This is a genomic window from Kitasatospora sp. NPDC048286, assembly GCF_043201735.1.
Lineage (GTDB): Bacteria > Actinomycetota > Actinomycetes > Streptomycetales > Streptomycetaceae > Kitasatospora.
Genome location: NZ_JBICZE010000013.1, coordinates 1 through 24,944, shown reverse-complemented (window position 1 = coordinate 24,944; position 24,944 = coordinate 1). Strand labels below are relative to the sequence as shown.

Genomic DNA, 24,944 nt, shown 5'->3' with positions numbered 1-24,944 from the left:
GTTCGGCCCGCGAGAAGGACACGCTTTCGCAGGAGGTCGAATCCCGCTCGTCCGCACATCTGTCGCTTGAGCATCTTGATTCGGTTCACATGGCCTTCGACCGCTCCCGAACTCCAGGGCAGGGTCAGGCCGGCCATTACGGCGTCCAGGTCGCGTTCAAGTCCGACGGCAACGGTGTGGAGACCAGGGAGGTCGTCGCGCCGGACCGCGTCGATCCACTGTGGTAGCCGCTCGCCCTCACGCCCGGTGACCATCTGGGCAAAGGACCTGACGTGACTGGTGAGGGCGTCGAGTTCGGGGCCCTGGGCCAGGACGGGATCGTACTGAGCTTGTTCGAGAGTTCGGCTCGCCTCGAGCGCTGCCGGGTGGTGGTTCAGTGCGACCAGAACGGGTCGTCGTACCGGGGAATGATGTCGAGGTTGCCGTTTGGCAGAGTCGGCTCGGGGACGTAGGTGCCAAAGGGGTCGCGGTCGCGGATGACGGGGCGGGCTTTGCCCTATTTCGTAGACACTTGCCTGCTATGCCACCAGGTCCAGGCTATCGACGCTGGTGGCGTGCTGTCGTTCGTAGTCGACAGGGCTTCGGTAGCCGAGGGCGGAGTGGCGTCGCCTTCGGTTGTACCAGGCCATCCAGGAGAAGACCGCGGTTCGGGCCTGGGGTCGGCTCAGCCAGCGTGAACCGTAGAGCAGTTCGCGCTTGAGAGTGGCGAAGAACGACTCGGCGAGGGCGTTGTCGTAGCTGGAGCCGACCCGGCCCATCGAGCGCCGAATCCCGTGCGCCCGGCAGACCTCGGCGAACGCCGCGGACGTGTACTGACCAGGTTCAACCAGTGGAAGACCACGCCACGCACGTCACCGCCCCGAGCGTCGACTGCGGCCCGTACCGCGTCGACGACCAAGTCGGCGCGCATGTGCTCCGCCAGCGACCATCCCACGACCCGCCGCGAGTGCATGTCGATCACCGTGGCCAGGTACATCCAGGCGCCGCCGACCGGCAAGTACGTGATGTCGCCGCACCAGCGCACGTCCGGGGCCGCAGCCGCGAACACCCGCCCGACCAGGTCCGGTGCCGGCGGCACCCTCCGGTCCGCCACCGTCGTGCGGACCGTGCGCCGCAGGTGACGGCCGGCGATTCCGCGTTCGCGCATCAGGCGCGCGACTCGCTTGTGGTTCACCGGACCATGCCGTTCCCGCAGCTCCCGGGTGATACGCGGGACACCGTACGCGCCGTTGGACTCGTCGTGGATCTCCTCGATCGTCGAGGCGAGATCGTCCTCGGCCGCCCTCCGTGCGGCGCGTGCGGGCGCCGCAGCGATCCATCGGCAGAAGCCGGACGCCGACACGCTCAGCACTCGGCACAGCCGCCGTACTCCGTACAGGTCACGATGATCGGAGATGAACCGCCAGCGGCCGGTCATCGACCCATCTCCTTGGCAAAACAGGCGGCCGCCTTCCGCAGGATCTCCTTCTCCAACTCCAGCTCACGGACCTGCTTGCGCAGCCGGCGCAGCTCCTCGCGCTCGGCCGGGGTCAACGGGCCCTCACCGTTCGTACCCGAAGTCGACTCGGCGCGCGACCGTGCGACCCACTGGCGCAGCGACTCCGGGTTGACACCCAGCTCGCGCGCCACCGACGGGATGCGCCGCCCACTGGACTCCACCAGCGCGACCGCGTCCCGCTTGAACTCCCCCGAGTACCTCGCAGTACCCATGAGGACATCCCCTCCACGGACCCCAAGATCCGCTTCTCAGAAGTGTCCACTGATCGGGTTAAAGCCCACCGTCAGCGTCACCCGCTGGTCGCGGCGCCGGCCGAGCAGAGCCCGCAGGGCGCCACCTGCCCCGGGGAGAAAATTCCTCTCACCGGACCGATGAGTTCGGATGGTGGCGGCAGTCAAATCCGAGAAAGCAACGACAACTGCCCGGGGAGACCTGAAATGTCCAGCACCGCCACCGCCGTGAAGTCCAGCCAGGCCGTCGTCCGGACGGTCTGGACGCTGCGGATCCTGCTCGCGCTCTTCTTCGCCCTGGCCAGCGCGCTGCCCAAGCTGCTCGCGCTCCCCGCCGCCACGACCGTCTTCGACGCCATCGGCTGGGGCCATTGGTTCATGTACCTGACCGGACTGGTGGAGCTCGCCGGGGCAATCGGTCTCCTGGTCGGACGGCTGGCCGGGCCGGCCGCGACGGCGCTCATCGTCTTTCTGGTGTTCGCGTTCGTCACCCAGCTCGCCGCAATGCACGGGGAGAACGCCGGGACCCCGTTCCTCTTCATGGTGCCGCTGGCCATCATCGCCTGGAACCGACGCGCCGAGACGGCCGAGCTGCTCGGCCTCCGTCGTTGACCGGGTGCTTGCAGGACCACCGGTGTCCTCTGTCAGGCGATCTTGACCGATTGACAGGTGAGTTTGACCGCCTGGTTCAGGGCCTGGTGCTGCCGGGCGGCTCGTCTGCGGGGGCGGTGTCAGTGGCGCATGCGAGCGTGTGGATCATGAACGGATCTGACGACCTGCTGGCTGGGCTGGACGACATCGACTGGGCTGCTCTGAGGCACGCCTACGGAAGCGCCGAGGATGTGCCAGGCGAGCTGCGGGCCGCGTGCGGGGAGGACGAGAAAGCCAGGGATCGGGCCTTCGAACGTCTCTTCAACAGCATCTGCCACCAGGGGAGCAGGTACTCGTCCTCCCCGTTCGCGGTGCCGTTCCTCGCCCGGATCGCCGTCGCGGGTCCGGACGGCGTCCGAACCGAGGCGCTGATGCTGCTGCTGCGGCTGGCCGTCGACTGGCACGACACCTACGACCTGCCACTGGGCATCGACACCGCCGCCTGGCGCGCCGCGGCCATCAGCCCGGAGGAGAACCTGCGCTGGTACGACGAGCAGATCGCCGCGGAGACGGACGAGGCCCGGCTGGAGAAACTTCGCGAGGGCCGGGAGTACTGCGCGGCGGGCCACCCCATCGACGCCCGCGAGGGCACACTGTGCTCCTACGACGCGGTCCGAGCGGAGTTGCCCCTTCTGATGCCCCTGCTGGACGACCCGGATCCGGAGGTCCGCAGCCGCTGCGCCTACCTTCTCGGGCGGTTCCCGGAGAAAGCCGGCACCGTCGCGGAGCCGCTGCTGCGGCGCCTGGAGGCCGAACGTGACCCGGTCACCGCCGCCACCCTGCTGATCGCGGCCGGTCTCCTGACCGACCACGACGGGGACGGTGGCATCGCCCGCCGTCTCGACGACCAGGAGCCGCTCGTGCGGTGGGCTGCCGCCACCGCGCTCGCCCGCCACCTGATCCTGCGCCCCGACACCGCCGGCGCCCCGCCTGCGGACCGCGTCATCGACGAACTCGCCGCCTTCGGCACCCGGCCCGCCCCCGAACCCGCCACCTTCCACCACGAGCACGACCCGCACAGCTACACGGTCCGCACGATGGTGGGCCTCATGGAGAACGCGGAACACACCGACAAGGCCCTCCGCGCGATCATCGCCACCCTGCCTCGGATCGAGGGCACCGGATTCGTACCCCGCCCTCTCCCCAGCCAGGCCGCGAGCGTCCTCACCGCCCTGTTCGCCCCCGCCGATGTACCCGTCGCCTTCGACGACCTGACCCCGGGCCGCCGAGAACTCCTGACCGCCCTCGCCGACCTCCTGACCGCCGACGACTACCAGACCTGGCCGTTCGGATCAGACATGAACAAGACGCTCACCTCCCTCGGCCTGCCCGGTACCCGCCCGGCGCTACGCGCCTACGTTGGCCTGGACACCGAGGGAGAGGACCCGAACGCCCCGCTCCTCGATCCGTGGGCGCAGTACCGCAATCCCTGAGGCACCCGTTGTCGGTCAAGATCGCTTGGCAAACGGTCAAGGTCGCGTGTCAGAGGACAACCGGCCCAAGCACGACGGATGTCCCAGCATCTGCCCCAGCTCGGTCGCGTAGCGCCCCTCGCCAGGGAAGACGGCTGGGACCCGTCCTAGCGAAACGGGTTAAACCGGACCCCCTGAGACACGGTCTCGACAGGGACCAGGACGGACCCGTCGAGCCGGTCGGCCCGTACGGAGCCCTCTCCCGCGCGGGCGGAGGCCGCCGGCCCCGGCGGCGCATGCGCGGGGCCGGGGCCGGGGCCGGTCTGCATGGTGGTGTCGACCGCCGCGTCGAGGACCTCGGCCACGAAGTGCTCGACGCTGGCCGCGAGCTCGCGCGCCAGGGCGGCCGCCTGCTCCGGGTCGCGCCGCCACCGCGCCGCCACCGCGCCGCGACCTCGTCGCCGGCGTTCGCCAGGCCCGCAGCGGCGGCGGTGAGAGCGCGAGGTGCTGCGATCGCCGCTCAATGTTGGTGAGAAGTAACAACGGTTGGCTGAGTTCGGGTCTGTGGCTGGCGGTCAGGACAGCCCAATCGGTGCGGGTGTCAGCGGCTGACCGTCCAGCTCATGGCAGTCCTCTTCGTCCCACCACAGCTCGCCCTGCGTGGTGAGGTAAGGGTGCAGCCCGCGGACGCCTCCGCCGTCGTGAAGCGCGAGCGCGACGGCGTGAAGTAGATCTGCCAGGCCGGGCCAGGGGTCGGTGAAGTCGCCCCCACCGCTGTGGCCGGCCCAGCCGAGACGCCCCTCGCTTGGGCCGGGACGCTGGTCGATCACCTGTGCGCCGCCGTCGGCGCTCTCGGCCCAGGGCACCCAGAGTGGGTGCCACCAGGGTTCGTCGTCCCATGGGCGGCTGGTCAGACCGTCGTTCTCGGTCGCGACGTCCATGCAGGTCTGCCAGCGGTCCACGATTTCGCTCACCGAGAGGGGCGACTGCTCGGGCAGGAGGGTCGCCCAGGTGGTCAGCCCGTTGTGGCAGCGCAGGGAATCAGCGAGATCGCTGGGAAACGGGATGCCGAGGGTCTGTTCGGCGTCTCGAAGCTCGCCAGGTGTTGCCGGCGGGTTCAGCAACGCCAGGCCGGAGGTCGAGTGCGTCGCCAGCCAGGATTCGATCCGGCGCCATGACTCCGATGGGGGCAGTGTCTGCTGGGGCATGGCGTCATCCTGCCGCACACGTCCGTCAGGGCAGGTCGAGGGCCTGATCAGGTGGTGATGGGTTAGCTGACCGCCTGCTGTTGTTCGGCTCGGGCTCGGGTGCTGGCGAGGCGGTAGGAGTCGGTGGCGGTGTTGTCGTCGCTCACTGGGCCCCGAGTCGGCAAAGGAGCGTGGTGGCCGAGGTGCCGGGGGCGGTGCCGGCCTGGACGGCGGCGTGGATGCGGTCGCCTTCCGGGTTGCGGTACAGCTCGGCGCGCAGCCACCACTGCTTGAGGGCGCCGCCGAGCGCGTCGCCATGAGGGAAGTCCCGACCGTCTTCCGGCGGTCGGGACTTCCCTCATGGCGACATGGAGGTGCTGCGGGGGTGCGGTGCTGGCATGGCCCCCTCCAGCACGGACCCAGGGCCGGGGCCAGCGGCACACTCCAGGCGATGCGCCGTCATGGTGCAGGTGTCGGTCGCAATCCGCAACTGGCCCCGTTCCCGGCCGGGGCCGAAGGTGAAAGGGTGCTGGAGGGTCCCTGCTCACCGAGCCGCGGCCCTGGCGGTCAGCTCTTGGGGACGAGGAGCTTGTCCCAGCTGCCCTTGCCGGGCCAGCCGTCGGCGTTCGTGCCGGAGTAGCCGAGCTTCTCCTGCCAGGCCTGGTAGGAGGCCCGGTCGGTCTCCGACCACTGCGGCCCCGGGCCGCTCGTGTACTTGCCGCAGCCCTCCTCGACCAGCCGCTGCCCCATCGCCGTCACGATCGGGCTGTTCGGGTTCGACATGAACCACTCGGTCCCGGGGAAGGGGGTGTAGCCGGTCGGGGTAGGGGTCTCGCCTCCGCCGTCACCGCCCTCGGGCACCCCTTCGCCGAGGTTGACTCCGCGGGCCGGGACCTTGAGCTTCTGCCCGACCATCAGGGCGTAGGGCGCCTGCAGGTTGTTGACGGCGATGATGTACATCTTCGGGATGTTGTACTTGAGGCTGACGCTCTCCAGGCTGTCGCCGACCTGGACAGTGTGGATGCCGCCGTCGTAGAGCGTGCCGGGGTCGAGCGTGCCGGCCTGCACGAGGCGGTAGAGCGGGCCGCCGGGGCACTCGGTCGCGTAGCCGTCGCGGTGTCCGCGGACCTCGTTGCCGGCGCCGTGTCGGCGGAGGTAGGCGATCGCGTCCTGGATGCCCGCGATCTGGACGCTGCTGGGCTCGGTGATGATGGAGCTGCCGACGAACGCCAGCACCGCGTAGTGGTCGCGGTTCAGCTGCGGGTTCCCGTTGGCCGAGTTCTGCGCGTTCTTGCCCCGGCCCTCGTACACGTAGCCGTGCTGGCACACGGCCAGGCTGTAGCCGATGTCGGCCCAGCCGTTGCCGTCCATGTGCTTCGCGCATCTTGCGCGGGCACTGGCTGTGCTCGACTCCGACGAACAGCGACCCGAAGTAGTGGATCTTGACGCCCCTATTCGTCGCGACTTCAGGGTGCCCGTTCTGCGGCATCCGAGCACCCCACTCCGCACACGTAATAAACCTCATACATTCCCCCCAGAATCTAGAAGTTTGCGTCCGGCCGAACCCTGAACCGGGCACGATTGACCATACGTACACCTCGCCATGCAATCAAATGAATTATTTGCGTTCACTTTCGCCGCCCCTCGGGAAGCGTGCGGAGCGAAGAATTAATATGTCGAAATAAATTCTTAAGTCCAGTTTGGCCACGCTAAAATCCAGGTGAAGAGACCCTCAAGGGCGACTTGGCGATGGCATGTCTAAATTCGCTCGAGACAAGCACCGCCGAGCGGCTCCGAAGAAGTCCCACACCTGTCGGGGAACCACACCCCGCCATCAAACGTCCTGGAGGAGGTGGACAAACCTTCAGGGACGAGCTGCAATCCAGGCTGCCTGACAGCCCTCACCGGACTGGCCGCAGGGGCCGCCTCCTGGGCACTCGCGGACGCAGCCCGCAGACACTGCGGCTCCTACCAGGAAGAGCACACGAATTGGAGCAGCATCTGGCACTACGAACTCCCCCTGTCGATCGCAGTGGGAATATTCGTCGCCCTCTCCGCCTACGGAATCACACATATCGCCGCCCGCAGATCAAATCGGAGAAGAATATCCTCACTGATGCCCATCGCAGTCACAGCAATTTCCCTCATCGCGATGACCTGGCTCCAATTCGCCTGGATCGGCACCGTTCCCGGAATCGTCAGCGACAGCAGCCTGTGCCCATCCAGTAACATCCCCACGTGGTGGCCTGAATGGCTGCCCGCATAAACACCCTGAACATCGATCCAGTCCACTGCCGCGCGATTGTCCCGGCTTTCCCCAAACGAGCGAGGCCGGCTCACGCCGCTCCGGTCTGCGGCGGAACCGGGCGGGCGGTGCGCAGTGGGATCGCCCCGGCCCGGGTGGCGCGGGCGACGGCGAGGGCGGCGCGGTGGCGTTCGCGCTGCTGCCGGGGGTGGTCGGCGGTGTCGGTGGCCGGGATGTCCTCGATCGCGGGCCGGTGGGCACCCTCGGGTTCGCGCAGCCGGTTGTAGTACCGACGCAGGATCGCCTCCTGCTCGGCGGTGGCCTCGTCGAGTGCGGTCCGGCGGGCGGCGGCGTCCTCGCGCATCCGGCGGCGCAGTTCCTGGTAGGCGTGGTAGTTGGCGAGCGGGGGCCGGGCCGGCTGCGCGGCGGGCCGGTCGGTCGTCGGGGTCCTGGTCGTGCTGCACCACGGGGGCAGGGCCGACCCGGACATCGATGGCCCGCACAGTGCCGGCGCGCAGCCGGTCAAGGTCGGTGAGGATGTGGCTGGTCTGGTAGCGGAGCTGGGCGGCCCAGGTCGGAGAGTCGGCGACCACGCGCAGGTGGCGGGTGGTCGGGTCCAGTGGGCGGCGGCGTCGGGGCCGACGATGTCAGGCCAGCGGTCGCGCAGGCCTGCGCGGGCGGTGCCGAGGGTCCAGCCGTGGGCGGCGACCAGGGCGAGGAACACGTCCGTGATCAGCTCGGGTTCGCGCGGGCCGCGCCGCGGCGCGGCCGTGGTCTGCCGGGTGGTGCGCTGGGCGAGGGCGTTGCCGCTGGTGCGGGCGGCCTGGCGGGCGGCGCGCACGGCGGTGCGGGCGAGGTCGGCCCCCCGCCCCGGCTCGCGAAAAGTTCTTCGAACCCGGCTGCAACCCCCCGGCGGGATGGACGTCTATCAGGGTGAGAGGCCGGGAGAGCGAGCCGGCGAAGCCGGGGGGCTCGGGCCGGCTCCTCGGGGCGCGACAGTGGGCGCCCGCTCATCCGATCGAAACCACCATCACCGTGTCCTTGGGGGGACTGTCACATGAACGCGTCCGTTATCGCCCGTATTGCGAAGATCGTCCCGCTGGCCGTCGTCGCCGCCGCCGGTGTCGCCGCCTGCGGCCCGACCAACGGCGGGTCGTCCGTCGCCGCCTCCGCCCCCTCGGTCAGCTCCTCGGCCACCCCCGGCGCGGGCGCCGTCCCGACCACCCCTGCCCCGGCCGACACCACCCCGGCCGCGCCGACCACCGCCACGCCCGCCGCCGAGGCCCCGGCCGGGCAGGCCCCCGCGGCCGTGCCCGCCAAGGCCGACGTCAAGGCCGACACCAAGCCCACCGCGAAGCCCCCCACGAAGGCCCCGGCCAAGCCCGCCGGCGGCATCGGGATCACCTTCAACGGCCTCCACCAGGGCCAGAAGATCCAGGTCGGCAACCAGGTCTCGTTCTCGGTCACCTGGAAGAACAACGACGCCACCGGCACCCGCAGCGTGGCCCCGGTGGTCGCCACCCAGCAGTACGAAGGCGCGCAGTGCCAGCGGATACTCTCCATGGCCAAGGGCACCCTGGAACGCAAGGACACCTCCGGCTGGAAGGCCATGCCCTCACTCAGCCAGGGCGGCGGCACGGACTACACCGGCACCGGCAACGACGCCGCCTTCACCCTCGCCGCCGGCGAGAGCCGCACCGTCGAGTACCGCATGGTCCTCGACACGAGCAACCACCCGGGCCGACTGCTCATCGAAGCCGACGCCGTCACACCGTCCACCCACCAGGTACTCACCAAGGGCACCGTGACCACCTCCGTCATCGACAGCCACCGCCCCACCGTGGCCTCCGCCACCAAGCCCACCCCACTCGTCACCGGCACAACCCCCACCGAGTTCACCTTCAACATCACCTCACCCGACGGCCCGCACCGGCTGCGCCCGACCGTCTACCTGTCCCTGCCCTCCAGCCAGGGCCTCACCGGACAGGACGTCACCGTCGAGGCCAAGATCGGCAACGAGTGGAAGTCCTTCGAAGTGACCGAGGACTGCAACGGACGACTCGGCGTCGCACCGGCCCAACTGGACGGCATGATGAACGGCAACCCGATCACGTACACCTTCCGAGTCGGCCTCAAGCGAACCCCCACCGCGCCCGTCGGAATCGAGGTCGGCGCCGCCTCCGACGGCCACTACAGCGCCGCCACCACCCTGCACCCCACCATCCAGCACTGACACCCACCCCCGCGGTGCGGCACTGACACCGCAACCCCGCATCTGAAGCCGAAGGGCCCGGCCTCCCACTGCTCGCTTGGGTTCTAGGAGTCGTTGCAACACCCCAGTTCAGGGGATGCATTGGACTTCGAGATCCGCAAGGACCGGACGGCCCAGGGCCCTGTGAAGCTGCGCCGGGAGCGGGAGGCATACTCCCGGCTCATGCAGCAGGGCTATACGAACACCGAGGCGTGCCGGATCGTCGGCATCGCCCGCCGGACCGGCCAGAAGTGGCGTCACGGTCGCGGGGTCGAGCGGCGGCAGAAGGCGGCACCACCGATTCGCAGCGGTCGACGACGGCGCCCAGCCACGGGCTGATCAGCAGCATCGCCGGGGCGAGGGCCGCCATCAGGAACATGGTGGCCAGCGAACCGGTCAGGTCGTACACGTAGAGGGGGAGGCCGACCTTGTAGGCCGCTTCGCCGAGGTTGTTGGCGAAGTTGCCCGCCGCGAAGACCTGGAATCGACGGTCGCGCCAAGGAGCGGGTTCGACCTGCTCGGGCGGCTTGGTCTCAGCCATGGCTACTTTCCGTGGGATGTGGCGGCAAGGCGGTACTGCGCCGGGCGCCGCGGCAGCCAGCGATCCTCGAGTTTGGCGAAGATGCCCTGCTTCACCGGCCGGTCCATCAGGTAGAGCGAGAGAATACCGGTGCGGCAGCCCGCCAGCAGGTACGGTGCACCGTCAGCGCCCCGCACGATCGTCAGCGCCTTGGGATAGTCCTGCAGATCCTCCAGGAACCCGACGAAGTCATCCCCTTCGTGGGAGTAGGCCGCGATCTGCATGCCGTAGGAGCTCACGCATCGTCGACACCTGCCTCCACCTGATCCGCAAGGAACACGGCAGCGCCATCGCCAACGCGATCGCCCGCCGCATGGTCGCACCCTCGCACCGCGACGGCGGTCAGCGCCAGTACCGCGAACGCCCCCTTCCCCGGCGCGAGCCCGGGATCCCCGGCTGCGCCCGGCCGTCCAGGCGGTGCGCGCCACGGGCAATGGGATGCGGCGCGCACCGCCTTCCGATCCTTCCAGGAGCGGATCCCGCCTCGACACGCTGGGGCCAGGTCCGCGAGGGGGCGGCCACCGGTCCGCAACCCGGGCATCAAGGTGTACCGCCAACCTTGGCGGCGCAGGGACGGGGCGGCAACCCGGCCCGGGGCGGTCATCAAGGTATCCATCGGAAACCTTGGTGACGCTCGGGGTGGGTGTCAAGGTCTCCGTCGGAAACCTTGACACCCCCTCGGGCCGGTCATCAAGGTGACGCTGGGTGTCTGTACAGCTGTCGCGGTTGTCGCGCTGTCGCGCCTGGCGGTGGCTGTGTACAGCGGCGGGACCGGGGTGTACGGCGGGCGCGACAGCACGACAGACTGTCCACGGACAGTGGTCCTTCCGGGTGGGGCCGCCGGTACTGCCCGCGCCCGCGGCCCTGCCGACAGGCCGCCTACCGGGCCCGCGGGCGTGCCAAGGCCGCGATCCGGGCGCGCGTGGCCCTGCTCCAGATCAGCCAGGCACTCCCCTCGCCGGGGCGCTGCACGCGGGGCAGGCGCTGCCCGGCGCCCACTGCATCGCGGCGGCCGACTTTCAGCAGCTGACCCGCGAACCGGTCCGGTGCGCGGTGGTCGCCGACCGTGAGGCCGGCGCGACCTGGGCCACGATCGGCGAGGCGCTCGGACTCGGCGCGGACGCCGCCCGCGCCCGTTGCGGCAAAGTCCGCCTCCTGCGACCACCACCCCCAGAACCCGCCTGACCGCCACGGGACCACCGCCCGCGCCTCACCCCACCCACACGAGCGGACGACACCAGCGGGACGCGAAAACAAGAAGCACAGCGCAGCGCCCGGCCACACCGACCAACGCCGCCTTGAGCGCCGCTCGGCCTGCGATGCCATGCCGGCTACGGATCGGATTCCCGACACGTCCCACCTGAGCGGATGGGATCACCGGGCTGAGTGTCGGCAAACGAGGGTTTGCCGACACTGGCGGAGGGCGGGCCCCGGCGGGCGGGCTGAAGGGAAGGGCATCGGCGAGGAAGGCAGACACGCTCGCCCGCCTCCATGGCTGGCGCTATCCCCTCGGCCCCCGCGCTCAGTGGGCGCTTCCAGCGGTCTGGTGCAACGCTGAAGATGGGTTCCGGCCTGGGGATGCGGAGGTGCGGACATGGAGATCAAGCCGCAGGCGGTCGTCCTCCCCAAGGAGACCGACCATCTGGAACAGGGGAAGTACGGCCCCGTCTTTCCGAGAACTCCGGCCTGTTACGGGTTCACCATCATCGCGGACGTCAAGCCGGGCAGGGCCGAGGCGATACGAGAGTACGGCCGCACCCTGGCCAGGGCGCTGGAGCAGGATCCGTACCTTCTGGCGCCGTTGAAGCTGCACTATCTGCGCTGGGTCCTCTTCGACGACGACACCCGCTTCATGTACCAGGGGATCTTCGACACCGACTTCGACAAGTACACCGAGGACGCAGTCGCGCTGTTCAGCAAGGCGGGTGTGAGCACCGCCTTCGAGAACCTCCAGGGGTTTCCCGAGGACTGGCGGACGAACCCGGAGGCGTTCGTGCGGTTCGTACGGGAACACCACTGTCCGAGCTTCATCGAGTACGGGGAGTATCCGTACGTGACGGCGGACGAGATCAAGAAGGCTCTGCGGATCAAGAGCGCTCTGTCGGAGATGCTCGACCAGATGCAGTGAGGCTGAGCGAAATGAGCGAGGTCAGGACCGCCCGCACGTACAACCAGCGGCACATTCCGCGCGATCAGACCCCTGACGGTCGGCGGGTGAGCGTTTACGTGTCGTGGAGCTATCCAGCCGAGGCCGGGCGCGACGCGGCCGAGCTGGACAACCGCTTCTCCACGATGACCGAGGTCAGGCGGGTGGCCTGGCCCGCGTACGAGGAGCCGAAGTGGTCGGACCCGTACCGGTTCCAGCAGGGCATCGCCGGGTCCCTGGAGCTGTTCTTCCGGGCCTGGGTGCCGTTCCAGGACTACGTCGAAGAGGTCACGGGACACCCCGTTCCGGTGTACCAGCGCATCGACCAGGCGGGCTTCTTCACACCGCTCGACGAGCGGGTCCTCAACGACACCGACGTGCTGTTCGTGTTCGGGCTGGACCACGCGGTCACCGAGCAGGAGGCCCAGCCCGGGGAGATCGAGGCTCTGCGGGCGTTCCTCGGCCGCGAGGACGCCTGTCTCGTCCTGGGCCCGCACCACGATGTCGGCGCCTCGGACGACCTGAAGGTCCGGGAGATGGAATACCGCCACCACGGTGATCCGCTGGTGCCCCGGCAGCAGCGGTTCGCCACCTACGTCCGGGACCTGATGAAGGGCCTCGGCGTGCCGGTCACGAACCGGTACGGGCTGCGTCCGGCAACCCGCGAGGGCAATCGGATCGCCCCGCTGTCCACCGTCCGGGACCTGGATGCGAAGGGCTGGCTGGAAGGGGTGACGAACTTCAACTTCCACCTGCACCTGCCCCACTACGACGTGACCACCGACGCCCCGGACGCCGTCCGCGTGCTGGCCCGGCAGCCGATCGACACCTCCAGGCCGCATCCGTTCACCGAGGCCGGCAACACCGAGTTCAACATGCTCCTGTGGATGCCGCCCAGTGGTGATCGCGCGGGCGATCTGCTGCTGGCGGACTCGACGATCTTCAGCTCTCTGTTCGGCGGGGACGACAGCCTGCGCAACTTCTGGCGCAACCTCGTCTCCAGGTAAGGCCGGCGGGAGGTCAACGGTGAGAGTGCACACGGACGTCTCGCTGGAACTCGACGACATCCAGCGCGGGGTGCTCAGTCCCCGGCCGACGCCATACGCGGCGACGTATCTCGTCTTCCGCATCGACGACCAGCGCGACGGGCGGGAGCTGATGCGGCGCTCGAGTTACGCGGCGACCTCCGCGGCGGACTCGCTCAGCCCCTCGGGAGAGACATGGGTCAGTGTGGCCGTCACCTGCCGCGGCCTGGAGGCGCTGGGAGTGCCACGCGCCTCGCTGGACACGTTCGCCTGGGAGTTCCGGCAGGGAATGGCCGCCCGCGCCGAAGCGCTGGGTGATGTGGGCGCGAGCAGCCCCGAGCACTGGGAAGCGCCGCTGGGCAGCCCCGACGTCCATGTGGTGCTCACAGCGGTCGCGCCCGACCCGGCGCGCCTGGAGGCGGCCGTCGACCGGGCCCGACCCGCCTACGACCGGCTCCCCGGCGTGACGGCGATATGGCGGCAGGACTGCTACGCGCTGCCCACCGAGACCGAGCACTTCGGTTATCGCGACGGAGTCAGCCATCCAGCCGTCGAAGGCAGCGGCATACCGGGCTCCAACCAGCTGGAAGTTCCCCTGAAGGCCGGTGAGTTCGTCCTGGGCTACCCGGACGAACTCGGCGGCGTCCAGACCCCGCAGCCGACCGTACTGGGACGCAACGGCAGCTACGCGGTCTTCCGCAAACTCCACCAGAACGTCGCCGACTTCCGCCACTACCTGAAGGACAACTCCACCGGACCCGAGGACGAGGAGCTGGTCGCCGCCAAGATCATGGGACGCTGGCGCAGCGGCGCCCCCCTGGCCCTGGCACCGCAGCACGACGACCCCTCGCTCGGCGCCGACCCGCACCGCCGCAACACCTTCCTGTACGAAAGTGACGACCCGGCGGGATTCAAGACGCCCGGAGGCTGCCACATCCGCCGTGCCAACCCCCGTGACGCCGCGGTGGCCGGCGAGGTGCGACTGCACCGCATGATCCGCCGCGGCGCCGTCTACGGCCCGCCGCTGCCCGAGGGAGTACTGGAGGACGACGGAGCCGACCGCGGCCTGATGTTCGTGTTCATCGGCGCACACCCCGGGCGGCAGTTCGAGTTCGTCCAGACGCAGTGGATGAACGACGGCGTCTTCGTCGGCGCAAACAGCGCCCAGGACCCCGTCACCGGATCCCACGACGGCTCCACCGACTTCACCATCCCCCGCCGGCCCCTGCGCCGGCGCCTCGCCGCACTGCCGCGATTCGTCGTCACCCGAGGAGGCGAGTACTGCTTCCTGCCCAGCCTGACCGCCCTGCGCCGGCTCGGCGGCCTGCACGACTGACAGCGCGGCGCCAAACGCCCCGGCGCCGTCCCCACGTGCCCCGCCGCCCGAGGGAATCTGATGGAGACCTTGCACCTGGTACTCAACGCCGTCACCGTCATCTTCATCGCGGACACCATGTTCGCCGCCGGTCTGGGCGCCACGGTCCCGGCACTGCGCGGAGTTCTCGCCGACATCCCGCTCCTGCTGCTGGCGCTGATCACCAACCTGGTCGTCGTCCCACTGCTCGGCTTGGGCATCGGTGCCCTGTTCGGCCTCCCCTCCGCCTCCCTCATCGCGCTCATCCTGGTCGCCTCCTCCCCGGGCGGCCCCTTCGGAGCGAAACTCGCCATGGTCCAACGCGGTGACACCGTCGGCGGCGCGGCCATGCAGGTACTGCTCGCCTCCGTCGGCAGTATCACCTTCGCCCCCACCGTCAACGGCCTCCTGACCGCCGCCGACGTAGGCACCGACGTCTCCCTCGACGTGGGAACACTGGTACGCACCGTGGCCCTGCTGCAACTCGCACCGTTCGCCATCGGCCTGCTGATCCGCCGGTACGCCGAACCCACCGCACGGTCGTGGCACCCTACGGCAGCGACAGTCTCCAACATCACGTTCCTGATCGTGCTGGCGGGCATGCTGCTCGGCAGCTGGCAGGACGTCGTCGCGCTCCTCGGCTCCCTGACCCTTCTCGCCGGGTTCCTGCTCGCAGCCATCGCCTTTGCCGCGGGAACGCTGCTGGCCACCGGCCCACCCGTGCGGCGCACCACCATGGGCGGCGTCGCCTCGGTACGCAACGCCGGTCCCGCACTGGCCGCCATCGGCATCGCCTTCAACGACCAGCCCGCCATCCTCGGAGCCCTCGCCGCCATCCTTCTCAGCGGCCTGGCAGCAGCCCTGCCGATCGCCACGGTCCTCAGCAGCCGGCGAAGGACCCCACAGCAGCGGTGACACAAGACGGGGCCGGTGGCCGACCACATGGACCGGGAACCGGCGGTGCCCCATAGTCCCACTGGCAGCCGGTCCGCGACTGATAGAGGAACGCGTTGACGATCTCCCGCATCTCGTAGCGGCCCTCGTTGGCGTGGAAGGCCGACGCAGCCCAGTCGTCCCAGGCGATCCACTCGTCACGCGCGCGGTCGTAGTGGGCGCGGGTACCGCGGCGCCCGGTGGTCTCCAACTGGCGGTAGGTCTCCTCGGCGATGCCGAGCGCCTTGGCCATCTCGGCGCGGCTGCGGCCGGGAACACGCGCAGGTGGACCAGGCGCTCGTGCTCGACGGTGCACAGGGCCGCCGGGGCCACGCCGAGCGCCCCGGCCAGCCGGGGCGACAGCTCCGGGCGGGGAACGCGGCTACCCGGAAGGTAGAGGCTCACTGCCCGCTCGCTCACCCCGACCTCACAGGCGATCCTGCGACCGAGGCGCCCGCGGCGGTGCGGGCGGCCCGCAGCTTCGCCGCGTCGAAGCCGTACGGGAACGTGCTCACACCCGTCTCCTACCCGCCGTCGTATGCGAAAGTCCGTTCACCCTGAACGATCGGCCCATGGGCCGGGCAGGTGAAGGTCCGTTCAGGGTGAACGGACCACAAGGGCCGGGGCAGCCTCGCGTTCCCCCCGCCGGGTTCCTGACGGCCAGGTCTTCTCGTTGCCCTCCCCCACGCTCAAGGCCCAGGTGGGCAGCGAGATCAACGGCTGGGGCCAGTACGTCGTCAGCGAGACCGACGAGCCCCTCCAGACGCTGCGTAGCCGCCTGGAGCAGGAGCAGAAGGGCGGTTCCTGACGAACCGCAGTGGGGCAGGGGCAGTTGGTCACGGACCGCTTGGAGGCGCGGTGAGTGAGGGGGAGGTGGCGCCGGACGTACTGTCCGACGCCGAGAGCAAGGCGGTGCTGCGGCAGCTGATTCTGCCGCAGGCGTTCGCGGGGGCGCTGCCGCAGGTGCGGCCGGTGGTGGTGTTCGTGGCCGGGCAGGCGGGCAGGCGGGCAGCGGCAAGACGCTCGTCGTGGACCTGGTGTACGCCGCCCTTGCCCAGCGGGGTGGCGCCGTGCGGGTGGACCGCGACGCCTACAAGGCCGTCCATCCCTCGTACTCCGGGTTCTTGGTCGAGGACGTGCGCACTGCCGGGGTGCGGGTGCGCACGGACACCTACGGCTGGCAGGCCCGGGTGGAGGAGCGGCTGCGGGCCAGCCGCTTCGACGCGGTGGTGGAGGCGCCGCTGGGCCGCCCCGAGGAGTTCCTGGCCGAGATCGCCGCTTACCGGCGGGCCGGCTACCGGATCGAGATCGTGGCCCTGGCCGTTCCCGGGGCGCTCAGCCAGCTCGGCGTCCTGGACCGCTACCTGCGCCTGGCCCTCGAAGGCCGGGCCCGTTACGTGGGCTGGGACAACCACGACGCCTGCGCCGCAGCGCTGCCCGCCGCGCTGGCCGAGGTGGAGGCCGGGCACCTGGCCGACCGGGTCTTCGTGGTGCGGCGCAGCACCGACACCCTGCTGGAGACCGTGTACGCCAACAGGCTCGACCCGGACGGGCGCTGGGTGAGCCCGGCGCGCGCTGCCCAGGCCGTGGTCGCCGAGCGGACTCGCTCGTGGGACGCGGTGGAGACCGGCCGCTTCCGGCGGCAGCTGGCCGCGAGCGAACGCCGCGTCAACGACCCGCGGATCGGCGCGACTTCACGGCGCTGTACCGCAGCCGGCCCGCCGGCGGGGAGCGGCCGCGGCAGGGAGCGGCGGCGCTGGCCCTACTCGCGGAGCAGGCGCGTCCCTACACCGAGCAGGAGGCGGCCGCGTTCTGGACCGTCCAGCGGGGCCTGCACGCGGCGATGCCGCAGTACCGCGACGACCTGGTCGCCATCGGCGCGCTGGCCCTGCCACTCATGCCGCATCTCCTGCAGTCGCGCCGGCTGGAGAGGCCTGCGGCGGTGGCTGCGCTGCCCGTCCCGGCCCGGGGACGACGGGACGATCCGGGTCGTCGAGGTGGACGAGGACACCACCGCCTACGACCGGGACCACAGCCCCGGCGCGGTCGGCTGGGACTGGACCACCGACCTGCACAGCCAGGTCGACCGCGACGGCGTCCAGCACCTGCTGCGGGCGGTCGGGGTGGAGGACGACACCACCGTGGTGCTGTACGGCGGCAACAACAACTGGTTCGCCGCGTACGCCTACTGGCTGCTGCGGCTGCGCGGCTACGGGCCGGTGCGACTGCTGGACGGCGGGCGCAAGAAGTGCGAGCTGGAGGGGCGGGAGCTCACCCACGAGGTGATGGACTACCAGCACACCACCTACCGGCTGACCGGCCCCGAGCGACCCGAGCTGCGGGCACTGCGGGACGAGGTCCTGGCCCGGGCCCAGGTGTTCGCCAAACCCGGCGCGGACGCGGTGCTCGTGGACGTCCGCTCCCCGGCGGAGTTCCGGGGCGATCTGATCGCGCCGGCACACCTGCCGCAGGAGCAGGCGCAGGTGCCCGGGCACATCCCCGGGGCGGTCAACGTGCCCTGGTCGCAGGCGGCCAACGACGACGGGTCGTTCCGCTCGGCGCAGGAGCTGCGGGCGCTGTACGGGGGGCCGGGCGTGGAGCCGGAGCGCGAGGTGATCGCGTACTGCCGGATCGGCGAGCGGTCGGCGCACACCTGGTTCGCGCTCACCGAGCTGCTGGGGTACCCGCATGTGAAGAACTACGACGGCTCGTGGACGGAGTACGGCTCGCTGGTCCGGGCTCCGGTGGCGCTCGGGGCGTGAGCGCCACCGGAGTCCGGGCTGGGCCGGCCGGGTGGGGCGGGGTGACGGGCGGGGCGGGTGACGGCCTTGCGGCGCCGTCATTTCGGCGCGTTTTTTTCATGAACGTCTCATAATCGGGGAGCGGACTGCGGACCACCGAGACAAGGATCGATCCGACCCATCGTTCCGGTGATCCTGGAGGACCACGTGCGCAAGAGGCTGATCGTCTCCGCTGCCAGTGCCCTGAGCCTGTTCCTTGCCGTCCCCGCCTCGGCAACCGACTTCCGACCCGGCGCCGCCGGGGTCGGCGACCCGTACTACCCGACCTACGGCAACGGCGGGTACCGCGTCTCGCACTACGACATCCGGCTGAAGTATCAGCCCGCGACCGACGAACTGGAGGGCACCACGACCATCCTCGCCACAGCCACCCAGAACCTCTCCCGGTTCAACCTCGACTTCGCGCTGAACGTCTCCGAGGTCCGGGTCAACGGGCAGCTCGCGACCTTCGCCACCAGCGGCGAGCAGGAACTGGAGATCACCCCGGCCCGCCCGCTGGACAAGGGCAGCCAGGCCACCGTGGTGGTCCATTACAAGGGCGTGCCGTCCACCGTGAAGAAGTACGGCTTCACCGCCTGGCTGCGCACCCCGGACGGCGCGGTGGCGGCCGGTCAGCCCGAGTCGGCCTGGTGGTGGTTCCCGAGCAACGACCACCCGAGCAACAAGGCCACCTTCGACGTCTCGGTGCTGGTGCCGGACGGCAACCAGGTGATCAGCAACGGCATCCTGACCGGCACCTCCTCGCAGGCGGGCTGGACCAAGTACAGCTGGCGCGAGAACAACCCCCAGGCGACCTACCTGGCCACGCTCGCGGTCGGCAAGTTCGACATCACCCAGGACACCACGGCCGGCGGGCTGCCGGTCTACAACGCGTACAGCAAGGACCTCGGCGACAACGCCGACGCGGCCCGGGCCAGCGTCGAGCGCACCGGCGAGCTGGTCGACTGGCTGAGCGGCTACTTCGGCGAGTACCCGTTCAGCTCCGTCGGCGGATACGTGCCCAACGTCCCGACCGACTTCGCCCTGGAGACCCAGACCCGGGCCTTCTACAGCCCCCGGCAGTTCGCCAAGGGCACCAACGACTCCCTGGTCGTGCACGAGCTGGCCCACCAGTGGTACGGCGACAGCGTCTCGCTCTCCCGCTGGAGCGACATCTGGCTGAACGAGGGCTTCACCGAGTACGCGCAGTTCCTCTGGTCCGAGCACGAGAACAAGGGCACCGCACAGGAACTGGCCGACTACATCTACGCCTCGCACCCGGCCGACGACCCGTTCTGGACCGTCAAGCCGGGCGACCCGGGCGAGGAGAACCAGTTCTCCAGCCCCGTGTACGAGCGCGGTGCGGTGGCCGTCCAGGCGTTGCGCAACGCCGTCGGGGACGAGAAGTTCTTCCAGATCCTCAAGGGCTGGCCCACCGAGCGCCGCTACGGCAACGCCACCATCCCGGAGTTCCAGGCGTACGCGGAGAAGGTGTCGGGCCAGAAGCTCGGCGATCTGCTGAACACCTGGCTGTTCACCCCGAGCAAGCCCGCCGTCGGACCGGTACCGGCGGGCACAGCGGCCGCGGCCTCGCCGGCGCCGGGCGCGGACCGGGCCGAGGGACAGCTGCCGGCCGAGCCGAAGTCCTGGAAGAAGATCCAGGAAACCAGCTCGGTGCACGAAGCCCGTCACTGACGGCACGCGGGGACGGGCCGGCGGTTCCGCGCGCACTGCGGGGACCGTCGGCCCGGCCTGCGCGGCCCCGGAGCCCTCGGCCGCCAGCAGCTCGGTGAGACGGCGGACGGCGAAGGGTATGAGCTCGCGGACCGGGACCAACCGGCAGGGCGCCTCGCCGACCAGGACCTCGCGAATGCCCGCCCGCTCCTCGAACTCCCGCCCCACGAGCGGGAAGTGGGTGCCGTTGTCGTCCCCCACGTCCGGCGCCTCGATCCAGACCCGCTCGCCCTGGATCGCCATCGGGAAGCGGCGGGGCTTGAGCCGGCAGTTGGGGGCGAAGGTCTCGGCGTAGTGCAGGAAGGTGTTGCGGTTGTGGCCGACGCCGACCAGCAGCACGTACCCGCCGAGGTCGTGCAGCGCACCGAACGGCGACTCCCGACCGACGGCGAAGCCGAGCGAGCGCCGGGCGGTGACCTCCCGGGCGTGCGCGCCGACGGCGGCGACCGAGACCTGCGGGTGGGCGCCGCGCAGGCTCTCCGGCAGGGCGCGCAGCGCCTCCGCCACCGCACCCGTGGCGGTGGGGAGCCCGGGGTGGAACAGCGGGACGGCGGCCCGGAGTTCGGCGACCCCGGGGCTGGGCGGGCCGATGTGCCCGGGGGCCGGGTCGCGGACCGTGTCGGAGGTGAAGGTGGGAGCGGCGACGGTGCCGCCGGGCCCGACCGCCTCGCGCAGGCTGGCCACCACGGCCGCCGCGCCGCCCTCGCCGCGACCCAGCGCGGGACGCCCCGCCGAGTCCTTTCGGAGCTCCGTTCCGGGGCTGGGCAGGGGGTGGGCGGATCTGATCGGCTGGATCGGTTTGCGCAGGTCAGGATCGGTTTCTCAATTGGCTGCGGATCGGCGGGCCAGCCGATCGGAAACCGATCGTCAGCCGTTGGCAATCGGCGGGCTGATCAGGAGCCCGTGGACGGCCAGCTCGTCGGCGGCCAGGACGGCGGGCTCGTCCTCCTGTCCGTCGCCGTTCCGGAGCGGGCCGGGCGGCGGGCAAGCCGCGGTGGCCGCGGCTGGACTTCGTCGGGCGCTCACCACCATGGCCCCGCGAGGTGGGAGCCCCTGCCGTCCGGACCGTCACCCACGACCGCACCCGGTCCGGCCGGCGCGGTGACGGGTCGGCGGCGGGGCCGGCCACGGCCCCGACCGCGGATCCGGCGGCGCAGGGCGGGCGGCAGGGGCTGGTCCAGCGCAGCCCTTGGCGCTGGCCACGGGTGTGGGGGCGGAGCACGCCGCGCCTAACCACCCACCCGACCGCAGCCTGCATCGGTTCGTAGTTGCCGCCCGTACCCGGCCTGGTCGGCAGGGCAGGCGGCGGGCGCGGCCGGGGTGGGGAAGAGCGAAGGGGCGGGGATGGACTCATAGTCCATCCACCATTGGTCGGTACAACTCGACTTCACGTACACGCGGGGTCGAGCCTGAGTCGCCCGGCGGTCAGGGCTCGATGTGCACTGTGACGTAGAGGTCGCCATTCTCGCCGCCGTTGGTCCCGCGCTCGCCCAGGCCGCGAAGCCGGACGCACTGTCCTTCGCGGAGGCCGGCGGGGAAACGGACCTGGTGCTCCCGGACTCGCGCGGGCACGCGGCCGGAGCCGCGGCACATCGGGCACCAGCCCTGGTCCTGGTACTTCGGGTTGCCCGCGCAGTCCGGGCAGGTCGTGCGGGAGCTGACCCGCAGGGGAACGATGGTGCCGTTCCGGGCCTCCTCCCGGCTGAGCGTGACCTCGGTCGGGTAGTCCTTGCCGCGCCGGGGTGCGTGGCGGCCGTAGTAGCGGTCGCCGATCTCGTTGATGGCGGTGCGGGCCTGGTGGGCGTCCTGGGGGCGGTCGTCGGGGTTCTTGGCGAGCAGACGTGCGACCAGGTCGTCGAGTTCGGGGTAGACGTCCGGGCGCAGCGTTCGCAGGGCTGGTGGTGGTTGCCCTCCGGCTCGCGGCTCCAGCCGTGCCAACCTGGGTGTTCGAAACGCTCTGGGCGGTGGGAAGCGAACGCCGTCTGAACTTGAGGAGCGAGGGGATCGACCCTCGCGACTGGCTCCTCGAAGTCATCCGGCTGTGCCGGGAGCGGCTCAGTACAGAGGGCCTCGCTACTCCGGAGGAGGTGGAGCCAAGCCCTTATCAGCACCTGACCGGGGTTGTTCTGGACGAGATCATGATCGTCGCACCCGGCCTCCTGGAGCTGGCACAGGACTCTTCCTGGAAGTCCATTCCCGGGGTGGTGCCCGCACTTAGCCACACGGCCATGCATGCCTGCCCTGACCTGGCGTTTCGCTTCCTCCTGGGCTCGCTCACCTACGGCCCACAGGTCACCCAGAAACAGTACGATCGGTATGTGGCCCTCGGGATTCAATTCGAATACGGACGACTCCTTGTGGCGGGCTACCACCACCTGACGTCCTGAGATCACAAGAACGCCGGTGGGCAGCCGGTGCATCATGCACCGGCTGCCCACCGGCGCTCGACCGGCATCTTGTCGTCTGTCATGACCACCGCCCTCGCCCCGCCCTCCGCTCTGGTCGCGAATGACCGCCTGCGCACTGCGGGCGGTTCTCTGCGGACGGTCGGCGCCCTGCAGGATCGCCCCGGTCTGGCACCCCCAGGCGGTCTACAACCTGACTGTCGGAAGCCTGCACACCCTTCTACGTGCGCGCCACCGGCGGCCAGGGCCAGGATCTGCTCGTCCACAACTGTCTGAACACCGTGGCCGACGAGGCCCATACCCTGAGCCAGCACGTCAACATCTCCGGCCAGAGGCTCATTGACAAGGTCACGAAGGACGGTGTGGCGAGCGTCTGGGCCGACCAGTAGACCGTCGTGCGGGCGGTCCAGAAGGCCTTCGACCAGTGGTACGCCAACGGCACCAACGCGCAGAAACTCGCGGACTGGATCACGAAGCAGGAAAGACGCGGCAAGAATGCCCCGATCGATCCGACGCGTGACACGAAGTCGTTCACCTGGGCACTCAGGGACGAAGACTCCCTTGGTACGACGTACACCGTCAACGATCCGGCGAAGCCCCTGGCCGATACACCCACTGGGAACAACGTGGTGATCACCCTGAAGTACGTTCGGGGTCATCCTCAGAAGTTCGTCGTCTACACCGCTTACCCGAAGTAAGGATGCACCCGCATGAAGCCCCGTGCCGATTTCACCGAAGACTTCGGGTTGAGTGGCCTAACGAAGTACCTCCAGTCCCGGCTCGCGCCCCGGGACGCGGCCGGCATACTCGCGTTCGTCGATAACCTGCTCGAAGTCGAAGGGCGGGCGTACGCACGGGAGGTGGCGGAGGACGTCCGCCGTGTGACGCGGTCCTCGTTGCCCGATGCCGTGCTCTCCACGGTGTGGCTCGCAGCTACGGAGTCGCGCTTCGATCCGGCCGGCACGGGAATCGGCATCCGCATCTGGCTGGAGCAGATCGCGGACACCTGTTCCAGCTTTGTCCGCCGAGACGATCCGTCCTTCGATCCCGGAGAACCCGGCCCCGCCGACCATCCGGAACTGCGAGAAGCGGTACTGGCAGAACTCCGGGGCGCCGGGCCCGCGCTGACCGAGAAGGCAGTCACCACCATCTACCCGCCGCCGCTACACGCGGTGGTCCCGGCGCTGAAGGCCGCGGTCACCGAGCTCGGTCCCGATCTCGGATTCCGCCTCTTCCTACGGGCGATGAAGGTGTACTTCATCCCCATTGGCCCAACGCGGCTGAGCCGGTTCGAGGAGATCGGCCGCAGGCTCGGCTACCACGAGTGGGTCGTCGAGGACGGCAGTCTCAACATCTGGTCAGACCTGGAAGACTGACCGGGACATCGCTCCGGCCCCACCACTCACGCGGTGGGGCCGGACTCGTTTGAGTCCGCCCGGTTGACGCCGTGCTCGCCCCCTCGGGGTTCCGGAGTAGCAGTCGGCGGGCGCAGGCCGGTGCCACGTCGGGGCCCGGTCGGTTCTGCCCGGTCACATGGGGGGTGTGAGCTGGCAGACGACGAGCTCCAGGCGGGGGGCTACGTAGTAGGCGAGCATGCCGCCGGCGACGTCGAGGTAGCGCATCGGCTCGCCGCTGCCCTGGTAGGAGGTGCCGTCCAGGTAGAGCGCCTCAGCGGCCCGGACGAGGTCGGCGGCCCGCCGTTCGACGGCGGCCAGGAAGTCGGCCAGGGCGCCGGCGGTGACGTGCTGCTCGCTGGAGAGGTACTCCCAGCTCCAGGTCACGCGGTCACCGCCGCGCAGGCGGCACGGTAGAGCTCGGCGACGGTTGGCCCCGGTGTGCCATGCGGAACTCGCATGGCACACCGGGAACAGCGTCTTCCCGAACAGCGATAGAGGCGACTACGTCGCTGTCCGGCTAGCCGTCAGGAAATCGCTCCTTCCACGGGACGCACGTGGGTCGCTTCCCTCCTGAAATCAGGAACTCTTTGAGGGCGTTTCGAGCGATGTCGATTGGAATCTCAACCTGATCCGAGAGTTCGGTCCAGTGTCCGGCAAGGTAGTACACCGGCGCGGCCCTGGTTTCGGGACTCCCTGCAGAAATGACGCTGCCTTCACTATCGGTGAAGGCAACTACGCCGAGATTAACCGCCCTATCCACTCCGATCAGAAGCTCATGGTCGGGCCATTCAGGCCTCATCAAAGGACGATCCAGATGAATAATTTGCGCCAAGTTTTCATGCGCCGGACCGGTCAGAAGTTCACCAATCAGAGAGTCGACCTCGTCGACCGAATTGAGATAGTCGGGTTCGACAATTCGACCATCCCTGTACCGGAGTTCGGCTCGCGTTGCCATTTTTCTCCACTCACCACTTCTTCTTTCCTCTAGCGGTCCCGTAGGGCTTCGACTCCCAGCCACTAGTACTCCGGCTGTAGATCGTGATCGTGTATGCGAAGGGCGACTGCCAGTAGCCTGCCCGGGTGGCTGAGGTTTGGGATGAGCGGCAGTTGGCCGCC

General features: G+C 69.8%; 25 protein-coding genes and 4 pseudogenes. 15 read left to right on the top strand and 14 right to left on the bottom strand.

Annotated elements, in window-relative coordinates; genetic code table 11:
- Positions 1–5 precede the first annotated feature (5 nt).
- Together ACGF13_RS28500 and ACGF13_RS28495 are read right to left on the bottom strand one after the other, a co-directional pair.
- Positions 6–308: pseudogene (locus tag ACGF13_RS28500) on the bottom strand (transposase); the annotation flags it as partial.
- A 210-nt stretch (positions 309–518) separates the two neighbouring features.
- Positions 519–1,710 (bottom strand): annotated as a pseudogene (locus ACGF13_RS28495) (IS3 family transposase).
- A gap of 225 nt (positions 1,711–1,935) precedes the next feature.
- On the opposite strand from ACGF13_RS28495, the gene ACGF13_RS28490 reads away from it, so the two are divergent.
- On the top strand, positions 1,936–2,340 hold the full coding sequence (locus tag ACGF13_RS28490; protein WP_392880355.1) for a DoxX family protein: 405 nt from the start codon (positions 1,936–1,938) through the stop codon (positions 2,338–2,340).
- A 146-nt stretch (positions 2,341–2,486) separates the two neighbouring features.
- Positions 2,487–3,812 (top strand): hypothetical protein, encoded by a 1,326-nt coding sequence (locus ACGF13_RS28485; protein ID WP_392880353.1) that lies wholly within the window; start codon positions 2,487–2,489, stop codon positions 3,810–3,812.
- A gap of 146 nt (positions 3,813–3,958) precedes the next feature.
- Here the strand turns inward: ACGF13_RS28485 and ACGF13_RS28480 are convergent, their stop codons facing one another.
- From ACGF13_RS28480 to ACGF13_RS28460, 5 genes are all read right to left on the bottom strand, one after another.
- Positions 3,959–4,234, bottom strand: coding sequence for a hypothetical protein (locus ACGF13_RS28480; protein ID WP_392880350.1), 276 nt, complete (start codon positions 4,232–4,234; stop codon positions 3,959–3,961).
- Between the two features lie 132 nt (positions 4,235–4,366).
- Complete coding sequence (locus tag ACGF13_RS28475; RefSeq protein WP_392880348.1) at positions 4,367–4,999, bottom strand: SMI1/KNR4 family protein; 633 nt, start codon at positions 4,997–4,999, stop codon at positions 4,367–4,369.
- A 546-nt stretch (positions 5,000–5,545) separates the two neighbouring features.
- Entirely contained in the window at positions 5,546–6,349 is an 804-nt protein-coding gene (locus tag ACGF13_RS28470) for a peptidoglycan-binding protein (protein WP_392880346.1), read from the bottom strand.
- A 687-nt stretch (positions 6,350–7,036) separates the two neighbouring features.
- Positions 7,037–7,270, bottom strand: a complete 234-nt coding sequence (locus ACGF13_RS28465) for a hypothetical protein (protein WP_392880344.1) — start codon at positions 7,268–7,270, stop codon at positions 7,037–7,039.
- Positions 7,271–7,314: 44 nt separating this feature from the next.
- Entirely contained in the window at positions 7,315–8,064 is a 750-nt protein-coding gene (locus ACGF13_RS28460) for a hypothetical protein (RefSeq protein ID WP_392880342.1), read from the bottom strand.
- 216 nt (positions 8,065–8,280) lie between these two features.
- On the opposite strand from ACGF13_RS28460, the gene ACGF13_RS28455 reads away from it, so the two are divergent.
- Positions 8,281–9,456: a hypothetical protein gene (locus tag ACGF13_RS28455; protein ID WP_392880339.1), complete on the top strand. Its 1,176-nt coding sequence runs from the start codon at positions 8,281–8,283 to the stop codon at positions 9,454–9,456.
- Positions 9,457–9,655: 199 nt separating this feature from the next.
- On the opposite strand, the gene ACGF13_RS28450 is transcribed toward ACGF13_RS28455, so the two are convergent.
- Together ACGF13_RS28450 and ACGF13_RS28445 are read right to left on the bottom strand one after the other, a co-directional pair.
- Positions 9,656–10,015: a hypothetical protein gene (locus ACGF13_RS28450; RefSeq protein WP_392880337.1), complete on the bottom strand. Its 360-nt coding sequence runs from the start codon at positions 10,013–10,015 to the stop codon at positions 9,656–9,658.
- 2 nt (positions 10,016–10,017) lie between these two features.
- Entirely contained in the window at positions 10,018–10,293 is a 276-nt protein-coding gene (locus tag ACGF13_RS28445; RefSeq protein WP_392880334.1) for a hypothetical protein, read from the bottom strand.
- A 1,355-nt stretch (positions 10,294–11,648) separates the two neighbouring features.
- On the opposite strand from ACGF13_RS28445, the gene ACGF13_RS28440 reads away from it, so the two are divergent.
- The 4 genes from ACGF13_RS28440 to ACGF13_RS28425 all read left to right on the top strand — a co-directional run bounded on the left by ACGF13_RS28440 (position 11,649) and on the right by ACGF13_RS28425 (position 15,494).
- Positions 11,649–12,182 (top strand): hypothetical protein, encoded by a 534-nt coding sequence (locus tag ACGF13_RS28440; RefSeq protein WP_392880332.1) that lies wholly within the window; start codon positions 11,649–11,651, stop codon positions 12,180–12,182.
- Positions 12,183–12,268: 86 nt separating this feature from the next.
- Complete coding sequence (locus tag ACGF13_RS28435) at positions 12,269–13,207, top strand: hypothetical protein (protein WP_392880330.1); 939 nt, start codon at positions 12,269–12,271, stop codon at positions 13,205–13,207.
- A 19-nt stretch (positions 13,208–13,226) separates the two neighbouring features.
- The gene (locus tag ACGF13_RS28430) at positions 13,227–14,561 is read left to right on the top strand and encodes a Dyp-type peroxidase (protein ID WP_392880327.1); all 1,335 of its coding nucleotides are present in this window, start codon (positions 13,227–13,229) and stop codon (positions 14,559–14,561) included.
- Between the two features lie 60 nt (positions 14,562–14,621).
- The gene (locus ACGF13_RS28425) at positions 14,622–15,494 is read left to right on the top strand and encodes a bile acid:sodium symporter family protein (protein WP_392880324.1); all 873 of its coding nucleotides are present in this window, start codon (positions 14,622–14,624) and stop codon (positions 15,492–15,494) included.
- Here ACGF13_RS28425 and ACGF13_RS28420 read toward each other — a convergent pair.
- On the bottom strand, positions 15,460–15,765 hold the full coding sequence (locus ACGF13_RS28420; RefSeq protein ID WP_392880321.1) for a hypothetical protein: 306 nt from the start codon (positions 15,763–15,765) through the stop codon (positions 15,460–15,462). The genes ACGF13_RS28425 and ACGF13_RS28420 overlap by 35 nt on opposite strands.
- A 420-nt stretch (positions 15,766–16,185) precedes the next feature.
- On the opposite strand from ACGF13_RS28420, the gene ACGF13_RS28415 reads away from it, so the two are divergent.
- The 4 genes and pseudogenes from ACGF13_RS28415 to ACGF13_RS28400 all read left to right on the top strand — a co-directional run bounded on the left by ACGF13_RS28415 (position 16,186) and on the right by ACGF13_RS28400 (position 19,987).
- Entirely contained in the window at positions 16,186–16,320 is a 135-nt protein-coding gene (locus ACGF13_RS28415; protein WP_392880318.1) for a hypothetical protein, read from the top strand.
- Between the two features lie 220 nt (positions 16,321–16,540).
- A pseudogene (locus ACGF13_RS28410) lies at positions 16,541–16,966 on the top strand (zeta toxin family protein); the annotation flags it as partial.
- Between the two features lie 480 nt (positions 16,967–17,446).
- On the top strand, positions 17,447–18,274 hold the full coding sequence (locus ACGF13_RS28405) for a sulfurtransferase (protein WP_392880800.1): 828 nt from the start codon (positions 17,447–17,449) through the stop codon (positions 18,272–18,274).
- A 186-nt stretch (positions 18,275–18,460) separates the two neighbouring features.
- On the top strand, positions 18,461–19,987 hold the full coding sequence (locus tag ACGF13_RS28400; protein WP_392880316.1) for a M1 family metallopeptidase: 1,527 nt from the start codon (positions 18,461–18,463) through the stop codon (positions 19,985–19,987).
- Between the two features lie 108 nt (positions 19,988–20,095).
- On the opposite strand, the pseudogene ACGF13_RS28395 reads toward ACGF13_RS28400, so the two are convergent.
- Both ACGF13_RS28395 and ACGF13_RS28390 read right to left on the bottom strand, forming a co-directional pair.
- Positions 20,096–20,743 (bottom strand): annotated as a pseudogene (locus ACGF13_RS28395) (aminoglycoside N(3)-acetyltransferase); the annotation flags it as partial.
- 708 nt (positions 20,744–21,451) lie between these two features.
- A complete protein-coding gene (locus ACGF13_RS28390; protein WP_392880313.1) occupies positions 21,452–21,964 on the bottom strand; it encodes a DnaJ C-terminal domain-containing protein in 513 nt (170 codons plus the stop codon).
- Positions 21,965–21,990: 26 nt separating this feature from the next.
- Here ACGF13_RS28390 and ACGF13_RS28385 point away from each other — a divergent pair, with 26 nt between their 5' ends.
- The 4 genes from ACGF13_RS28385 (at position 21,991) to ACGF13_RS28370 (ending at position 23,807) form a co-directional block, all read left to right on the top strand.
- Entirely contained in the window at positions 21,991–22,413 is a 423-nt protein-coding gene (locus tag ACGF13_RS28385) for a hypothetical protein (RefSeq protein ID WP_392880311.1), read from the top strand.
- 242 nt (positions 22,414–22,655) lie between these two features.
- Positions 22,656–22,820: a hypothetical protein gene (locus tag ACGF13_RS28380; protein WP_392880309.1), complete on the top strand. Its 165-nt coding sequence runs from the start codon at positions 22,656–22,658 to the stop codon at positions 22,818–22,820.
- Positions 22,821–22,826: 6 nt separating this feature from the next.
- Positions 22,827–23,129 (top strand): RNase A-like domain-containing protein, encoded by a 303-nt coding sequence (locus tag ACGF13_RS28375; RefSeq protein WP_392880307.1) that lies wholly within the window; start codon positions 22,827–22,829, stop codon positions 23,127–23,129.
- 12 nt (positions 23,130–23,141) lie between these two features.
- Positions 23,142–23,807, top strand: a complete 666-nt coding sequence (locus ACGF13_RS28370; RefSeq protein ID WP_392880305.1) for a hypothetical protein — start codon at positions 23,142–23,144, stop codon at positions 23,805–23,807.
- 153 nt (positions 23,808–23,960) lie between these two features.
- Here the strand turns inward: ACGF13_RS28370 and ACGF13_RS28365 are convergent, their stop codons facing one another.
- Both ACGF13_RS28365 and ACGF13_RS28360 read right to left on the bottom strand, forming a co-directional pair.
- Positions 23,961–24,212, bottom strand: a complete 252-nt coding sequence (locus ACGF13_RS28365; protein ID WP_392880303.1) for a hypothetical protein — start codon at positions 24,210–24,212, stop codon at positions 23,961–23,963.
- Positions 24,213–24,345: 133 nt separating this feature from the next.
- Positions 24,346–24,783 carry an Imm1 family immunity protein gene (locus ACGF13_RS28360; protein WP_392880301.1) on the bottom strand — a complete coding sequence of 146 codons (438 nt, stop codon included), beginning with the start codon at positions 24,781–24,783 and terminating at the stop codon, positions 24,346–24,348.
- Positions 24,784–24,944: the final 161 nt, after the last annotated feature.

What these genes read in the sequence shown, in the direction of transcription:
- ACGF13_RS28490 (WP_392880355.1), top strand. Translation starts at nt 1,936, where the DNA reads ATGTCCAGCACCGCCACCGCCGTGAAGTCCAGCCAGGCCGTCGTCCGG.
- ACGF13_RS28485 (WP_392880353.1), top strand. Translation starts at nt 2,487, where the DNA reads ATGAACGGATCTGACGACCTGCTGGCTGGGCTGGACGACATCGACTGG.
- ACGF13_RS28475 (WP_392880348.1), bottom strand. Translation starts at nt 4,999, where the DNA reads ATGCCCCAGCAGACACTGCCCCCATCGGAGTCATGGCGCCGGATCGAA.
- ACGF13_RS28470 (WP_392880346.1), bottom strand. Translation starts at nt 6,349, where the DNA reads ATGGACGGCAACGGCTGGGCCGACATCGGCTACAGCCTGGCCGTGTGC.
- ACGF13_RS28455 (WP_392880339.1), top strand. Translation starts at nt 8,281, where the DNA reads ATGAACGCGTCCGTTATCGCCCGTATTGCGAAGATCGTCCCGCTGGCC.
- ACGF13_RS28450 (WP_392880337.1), bottom strand. Translation starts at nt 10,015, where the DNA reads ATGGCTGAGACCAAGCCGCCCGAGCAGGTCGAACCCGCTCCTTGGCGC.
- ACGF13_RS28440 (WP_392880332.1), top strand. Translation starts at nt 11,649, where the DNA reads ATGGAGATCAAGCCGCAGGCGGTCGTCCTCCCCAAGGAGACCGACCAT.
- ACGF13_RS28425 (WP_392880324.1), top strand. Translation starts at nt 14,622, where the DNA reads ATGGAGACCTTGCACCTGGTACTCAACGCCGTCACCGTCATCTTCATC.
- ACGF13_RS28420 (WP_392880321.1), bottom strand. Translation starts at nt 15,765, where the DNA reads ATGGCCAAGGCGCTCGGCATCGCCGAGGAGACCTACCGCCAGTTGGAG.
- ACGF13_RS28370 (WP_392880305.1), top strand. Translation starts at nt 23,142, where the DNA reads ATGAAGCCCCGTGCCGATTTCACCGAAGACTTCGGGTTGAGTGGCCTA.
- ACGF13_RS28360 (WP_392880301.1), bottom strand. Translation starts at nt 24,783, where the DNA reads ATGGCAACGCGAGCCGAACTCCGGTACAGGGATGGTCGAATTGTCGAA.